Source organism: Actinoplanes sp. NPDC048791, assembly GCF_040650095.1.
GTDB lineage: Bacteria > Actinomycetota > Actinomycetes > Mycobacteriales > Micromonosporaceae > Actinoplanes.
In genome coordinates, this window is record NZ_JBEZGQ010000426.1 from 1 (window position 1) to 6788 (window position 6788).

Here is a 6788-nt window from a genome sequence, read left to right on the forward strand (position 1 = left end):
CCCTGCTCGACCAGCTCGCCGAGCAGGGCGTGCGCGTCGGCCAGGCGCTGGGTGAGCGCCTCGCGCAGCTCACCGGCCGAGGTGCGTTCCGCGTCGGCCCGGTCCAGCAGCGAGCGGACGGCCACCAAGGCCTGCTCGTCGCAGCCCAGCGGGTCCGAGGCGAGGGCGGAGGTGAAGTCGCCGAGCAGCCGGTCGGCCTCGTCCAGGGTCGCCGAGCGGGTCAGGCCGCGCAGGTGGGCCAGCGACGAGGCGACCGTGGCGGCCTCGGGCATCAGCCGGTGCCACACGTCGCCGGCGCGGACGGCCACGTCGACCGCGGTCTTGAAAGCGGCCTCCATCGCGGCGAGCAGCTCGGCCGGAGTGCAGGTGGTGCTGACCTGGCCGGCGCCGAGCAGGCCGCGCTGGGCCAGCGGCACCGTCGTGGTGGAGAGGGTGATCGAGCGGCCGAGGACCTGGTGCACGTACGCGGTCTTCTCGGTGTCGGTGAACCGCCGCTGGTTGCGCGCCGACCGGGCCGAGGTGATGAACGCCGTCAGCATGCCGTAGCCGTCCCACAGCTGGGTCAGCGCGGCGGTGGCGTCGGCCCAGGCGGCGGCCGTCCGGCCGGTCAGCGGTCCCTTGTCGAGATCCTTGCGGGCTGTGTTGTCGTCGAGGTCGACCAGGTTCGCCGCCACGGCCGCCGCGGCCGCCTCCAGGCGCAGTAGCTCGCTGTCGGCGCGGCCGAGCAGATCCTGGGTGGGTGCGGTCACGGCCGGTCAGTCCCGGTACTCGGCGACCGGCGGCTTCGGGGCGGCGCCGAAGTCACCGAGCCACCGCTCGTAGGTGGCCTTCCAGGTGCCGTCGGCCTGGTTCTTGGCCAGCACCGCGTTGACGAAGCGGGTGAACTCGGGGTGGTCGTTGCTCATCGCCATGCCGTACGGCTCCTCGGTGAACGCGGGGCCGACCACCTTGGCGTACGGGTCCTGGGCGGCCAGCCCGACCAGGATGGTGTCGTCGGTGGAGATGGCGTCGACCTCGTTCTGCTGGAAGGCGACGAGGCAGTCACCGAAGCCGGGCCGGTCCACCGCGATCGGCTTGGCGGGATCCTTGGCGATGTTGTCGTACGACGTGGATCCCTTGGCCGCGCACACCTTCTGGCCGCGGAGATCCTTGATGCTCTGCGCCTTCGAGGCCGACGAGACCAGCACCTTCTGCCCGGCGTCGTAGTAGATGGTGGAGAAGTTGACGTCCTTCCAGCGGGCGCAGTTGGCGGTCATGGTGTCGGCGACGAGGTCGACCGAGCCGTCCACCGCGGAGCTGACCCGTTTGTCGTACGCGATGACCTTGATCTGGATCTTGTCGGGGTCGCCGAAGATGGCCTGGGCGATCTGCCGGCCCATGTCCACGTCGAAGCCCTCGACCTTGCCGGTGAACGGGTTGCGCGAGCTGAACAGCAGGGTGTCCTGGCTGGTGCCGAGCACCAGCCGGCCGCGCTTGTAGATCTGGGCCATGTAGGTGCCGGCCGGCATTTTGCCCGGGGCGGGCAGCGCGCCGGCGGGCTTGAGGCTCGCGCGCGGGTTGCAGGTCTTGTCGACGGCGGCGGGACCGGTCGGCGCTGGCGCGGCGGACGCGCTCGGGCGCCCGGGCAGCGGGGACGAGTCGCCGGCGCAGCCCGCGGCGGCGAGCACGGACAGCGCGGCGACGGCGACGGCGACGGTGACACGGGCGCGCATCAGCGGTACTCCTCGAGTCGGGCGCGGATGCCGGCGACGGCGAGGCCGCAGATCAGCAGGGCGAGCAGCGGTCCGAGCACGGTGAGCAGGCCCAGCCCGCGGCCGGCCGCGGCGTGCTCGTCGCGGAACACGTCCTTGCGGCTCTCCAGCGCCCGGTCGATGACGGCGGTGACGCCGGTGAAGGTCCGGCTGGTCTGCGGGCCGATGGCCAGCGCCACCGCGCCGTCGTAGTCACCTTTGTTGTCGAGCTCGCGGACCTTGTCGTGGGCGCTGACGTAGGCGCGGTGGGCCTGGGCCGCGGACCGCACGTCCGCACCGGCGGAGCCGTCGGGCATGACCTCGGCGGCGTCGGTGAGCAGCTTGTTGAGCCGGCCGGTGGTCTGGTCGAAGTCGGTCTCCAGGGCGCCCTCGCCGGACCGGGCGGCCAGGGTCAGCGCCTCGTCGCCGCGCTCGCGCAGGGCCGCGATCCGCGTCTCGGCGAGCAGCGCGACCGGCCAGGAACCCTCGGTGTCGGCCTCGGACAGGTGCGCGCGCTGAGAGATCAGCACCCCGCCGACGCCGAGCGCCAGCACGAGCGTGACCGCCGTGGCGACCAGCAGGGGCACGTTGAACGTGCGGTGGGTCAGGCGGCTGAGGTGGCGCTGGGCCAGCACCAGCGCGGTGAGCAGCGCCAGCAGCAGCAGGACCAGCAGGGCGGTCCACCAGGAGCTGCGGGCGTCGCCGTAGCCGTCGCCGACCTCGCTCTGCGCGGCCTGGAACAGCGCCTGCGCCTGCGGCTGCAGCGAATCGCGGCTCAGAGCGGACGCCGATGACAGGTACGCCGCGCCGATCGGCAGGCCCTGGCGGTTGTTGGCCCGGGCGCTGGCCACCAGGGCCGCATAGCGGGAGACGTCCGTGGACAGCTGCCGGATGGCGTCGGCCGAGCGGCCGGTCTCCGGGGTACGGCGGGCCGCCGAGGTCAGCGCGGTGGTGGCCCGGTCCAGATCCTCCTCGTAGCGCCGGGTCAGGTCGACCGGCTCCAGCCCGCCGGCCAGGAACGCCTGCGCGGCGGTGGTGTCGGCGTCGGCCAGCGCGGAGTAGATCGTCTCGGCCTCGACCAGCAGCGGCTGGGCCCGGTTGCCGAGATCGGCGGTGCCGGTCGCGGCGGCCGACGCGGTGAGGCCGGCGACCAGGCCGGTCAGCAGGCCCAGGGTCACGAGCCCGGCGAGGATGAGCTGCAGCCGGCCGGGGGAGGTCCGCCGGAGCCGGGCGACGCGGTGCAGGACGCCACCGGAGGAGTTCGCCACGACCGGCGCGGGCCGGTCGAGCTGTGCTGTGCTCAAGCTTCCTCCGTCGGTGCCGTGCGTGGTCGGGCGCTCACCCGCTCACTGTGCCGCACGCGCGCAAATGATCTTCGGAGCGTCCCGGCCGGCCGAGTCTACGCACGAAAACGCACCCGGAGTGTCCCCCTCCGGGTGCGCGTTCGGCGTACGTCAGGTCAGGTCAGGGCGTTCAGGTCAGGGCGCGCTTGAGCAGCTTGCCGGTCGCGGTCATGGGCAGCGTGTCCACGAAGGTGACCACTCTCGGGTACTTGTAACCCGCCATCTGCTCCTTGCCCCAGGCGATGAGCTCCTCCTCGGTGACGGTCGCACCCTCCTTGCGGATCACGTACGCCTTCACCTCCTCGCCGTGGGTCTCGTGCGGCACCCCGATGACCGCGGCCAGCGACACCGCCTCGTGGGTCATCAGGACCTCCTCGATCTCGCGCGGGTAGACGTTGAAGCCACCGCGGATGATCATGTCCTTGGCCCGGTCGACGATGTAGTACCAGCCGTCCTTGTCGCGCTTGCCCAGGTCGCCGGTGCGGAACCAGCCGTTGTTCATCACCTCGGCGGTCGCGTCGGGCCGGTTGTAGTAGCCGCGCATGATGCAGTGCCCGCGGATGGCGATCTCGCCGATCTCCTCGCTGCCCTCGATCGTGTTCCACGACTCGTCGATCAGCTTGACCTCGACACCCCAGATCGGCACGCCGATCGAGCCCGGCCGCGGCTCGCTGTCCGGGTTGCTGAACGTCGCCACCGGGGAGGTCTCGGACAGGCCGTAGCCCTCCAGAATGGTCCAGCCGAGCCGGTTGCGGACCTCCTTGATGATCTCCAGCGGCAGGCTGGAGCCGCCGCTGACCGTGCGCCGCATGGTGCGGGCGATCTTCTCCACGTCGACGTCGTCGGTCAGCGCGTTGAGCAGCCCCCAGTACATCGTCGGCACGCCGGCGAAGAAGGTGACGTTCTCCTTCTCCAGCAGCTTGACCGCGGCGGCCGGCTCGAAGCGGGGCAGCAGCACCAGCGTGGAGGCGCTGGAGAAGCCCGCGTTCATGTTGACCGTGGAGCCGAACGAGTGGAACAACGGCAGCACCAGCAGGTGGGTGTCGGTGGCCGGCGCGGACTGGAACAGCCGGTTGCAGGTGAGCGCGTTGAGGATGAGGTTGGAGTGGCTCAGCTCGGCACCCTTGGCCTGCCCGGTCGTGCCGCTGGTGTAGAGGATGACCGCGGGATCGGTCTCGGCGGCGAGCACGGTCTCGAAGACGGGTGACTGCCCGGCCAGCGCCCGGCCCAGCGTCTCGGCGCCCTCGATCGGCGACTCCGCGGCCGGATCGGCGGTGACCAGGAAAAAGTGCTCACACGCGTCCACCTGGGCGAAGCCGGCGTGGCCCTCGGCGCCCATCGGCAGCTCGGGCGTGCCCTGGAAGCAGAAGTACGCCTTGGCCTGCGAATCGGTCAGGTGGTACGCGATCTCCCGCCCCTTGAGCAGCACGTTGAGCGGCACGACGACCGCGCCGGCCTTGAGGATGCCGTAGTAGAGCACCGGGAAGTACGGAAGGTTGGGACACGACAGGGCCACCTTGTCCCCGGGGCCGATGCCCCGCGAGCGCAGCAGGTTGGCGACCTGGTTGGCCGCCGCGTTCACCTGCGCGTACGTCAGGCGCTGGTCGCCGAGGACGACAGCAGCCCGCTCGGGATAGTGACGGGCGCTGTCCTCCAGGAAAACGGAGAGGTTGAGCATGCGTGGGTCTCCTCGACAGGTCCGCTGTGACGACGGTCTCAATCCCAACATGCTTACGGCAGCCGAAGAACCCTCCGTTTCGATTTTGTTTCACATAGACCCAGCTCTCGCCCGCAGCACCGGCACGCCGGCGGCCAGGACGGCGACGAGGGCGCAGACCAGCGCCACGCCGGCGTTCTGGCCCCACGGCACCACCAGCTCGATCGCCTGGCCGATCTCCTCCTCGATCGAGCGCCGGGCCGCCAGCAGGCAGAACATCGCAACCGTGCCGCCCAGCAGGGTGCCTGTCACCACCGCGAGCAGTGCCTCGCCGGAGGTCACCCGCAGCACGTGGGACGTGCCGCCGCCGGCCAGGCGCAGCGCCCGGAACTCCTCGCGGCGTGCGGCCGTCGCCATCAGCAGGGTGTTGGCCACCGCGAGACCCGTGTAGCCGACGCCCAGCGCGAGCAGCACAGCGAGGAAGATCTGAACGATCTCGCCCTCCTCGTCGATGTCGAGCTGCACGTACGCGCGGGCGGTGAGCACCCGCAGCCCGGTCGCCGGCACGGCCGGCCCGTCGAGCAGGACGGCCTCGGTCAGCGCGCCGGGGTCGTGGCGCCGGACCAGGTCGCGGGGGAGCAGCATCGCTTCCGGCGCGTCGTCGCGGACGGCGGTGACCGGCAGCGTCGCGGTGGTGCCGTCCGGGAACCGGACGTCCAGCCGTCGCGGCAGGTCCGCGAGTTCACGCGACAGCACGACACCCTCCTGACCGGCCGTCCCGGCCACGCTGTAGCGCGTCGTCCTGCCGTCGACCGTCACCAGCACGTGGCTGCTCAGATAGGAGTCGCCGGGCTGGCCGGCCACGGCGGCGTCCGACAGCCCCGGAGTGCCGTCGGGGGCGGCGACCAGCGCGGCGGGCACGTCGGCCGCCGCATCGACCCCGGCGGATTGCGAGATCGTCGAGACGGTACCGGTGAGCAGCACCGCGAAGCCGATGGTGAGCAGCACCGGTGCCGCCGTCGAGGCGACCCGGCGGGCACCGGTGAGCGTGCCCTCGCGGACCAGCATCCCGGTCGCCCCGCGCCGCCACGGCCAGGTTGTGAGCCGCACCAGCGGGGCGATGACCACCGGCGCGAGCAGCGCGGCCCCGACGAGCAGCAGCATCGCGGCACCCATCATGGCCGAGGACTGCGCGTCGGTGCTGAGGGTGGGCAGGGCGATCAACAGGGCGGCGCCCGCGATCACGCTCAGCCCGCCGAGGATCCAGCGGGGCCGGGTCATCGCCCGGTGCTCGATCGCCGCGTCCCGCAGGGCGTCCAGGGCGGGCACCCGGCTGGACCTGCGGGCGGCGGTCCAGACACCGGTCAGCGCGACCACGATGCCGAGCGCGAACGAGCCGGCCAGCGCCGCCGGCTGCCAGGTCACGGCAAACCCCGCCGGTTCGAGCCCGGCGGCCACCAGCGGCGGCGCGAGCAGGGGAGCGGCCAGCGCCCCCAGCGGTACGCCCACCGCGCCACCCAGCACGGCGACGACCAGCGTCTCGGCGTACATCATCCGGATCACCTGGCCCGGGGTGGCACCCACCGCGCGCAGCAGCCCGATCTCGCGCCGCCGTTGCGCCGCGCTCAGCGCGCAGGTCGACGCGACCACGAAGATCGCCACGAAGGAGCCCAGCGAGACCATGGCGATCAGCAGTTGCGCGCCCAGCCAGCGGATCCGGGTCACCGACTCCGGCTCCAGGGTGTCGCGGGCCGCGCCGGACAGGACCGTGCCGCTCGCACCCACGGCCGACCGGGCCGCCGCCGCGACTGCCTCGGCGTCACCGCTGACGGTCAGCCCGATGAGCCGGACCCCGGCGGACAGGGTGACGGCGGTGGCGTCCCCGACGTAGAAGCCCGGGCCGTCGGTCGTGCCGGTCACCGTCCAGGTCGCCGGGCCCTGCGCGGTCAGGACGTCGACCCGCGAACCCGGTGCCTGGCCGGCCAGCGCGACCTCCCCGGGCCGCTCCGGTGGTGCGCCGGCGCTGAGCCGGTATCCGCCGAGCGCCGCCGACGACCA

4 protein-coding genes and 1 pseudogene are annotated in these 6788 nt (G+C 72.5%); all 5 read right to left on the reverse strand.

Annotated elements, in window-relative coordinates; genetic code table 11:
- A pseudogene (locus AB0C29_RS26745) lies at positions 1-749 on the reverse strand (hypothetical protein); the annotation flags it as partial.
- Between the two features lie 6 nt (positions 750-755).
- Complete coding sequence (locus AB0C29_RS26750) at positions 756-1712, reverse strand: glutamate ABC transporter substrate-binding protein (protein WP_360825406.1); 957 nt, start codon at positions 1710-1712, stop codon at positions 756-758.
- Positions 1712-3034 (reverse strand): hypothetical protein, encoded by a 1323-nt coding sequence (locus AB0C29_RS26755; RefSeq protein WP_360825409.1) that lies wholly within the window; start codon positions 3032-3034, stop codon positions 1712-1714. Before AB0C29_RS26755 ends, AB0C29_RS26750 begins: the two co-directional genes overlap by 1 nt.
- A 169-nt stretch (positions 3035-3203) precedes the next feature.
- Positions 3204-4751: a long-chain fatty acid--CoA ligase gene (locus AB0C29_RS26760; RefSeq protein ID WP_360825412.1), complete on the reverse strand. Its 1548-nt coding sequence runs from the start codon at positions 4749-4751 to the stop codon at positions 3204-3206.
- A gap of 90 nt (positions 4752-4841) precedes the next feature.
- Positions 4842-6788: ABC transporter permease (locus AB0C29_RS26765; RefSeq protein WP_360825415.1), on the reverse strand; the 1947-nt coding region annotated here is incomplete at its 5' end.

Bases quoted from the DNA above. Each gene is read 5' to 3' on its own strand.
- AB0C29_RS26760 (WP_360825412.1), bottom strand. From the start codon at position 4,751: ATGCTCAACCTCTCCGTTTTCCTGGAGGACAGCGCCCGTCACTATCCC.
- AB0C29_RS26750 (WP_360825406.1), bottom strand. From the start codon at position 1,712: ATGCGCGCCCGTGTCACCGTCGCCGTCGCCGTCGCCGCGCTGTCCGTG.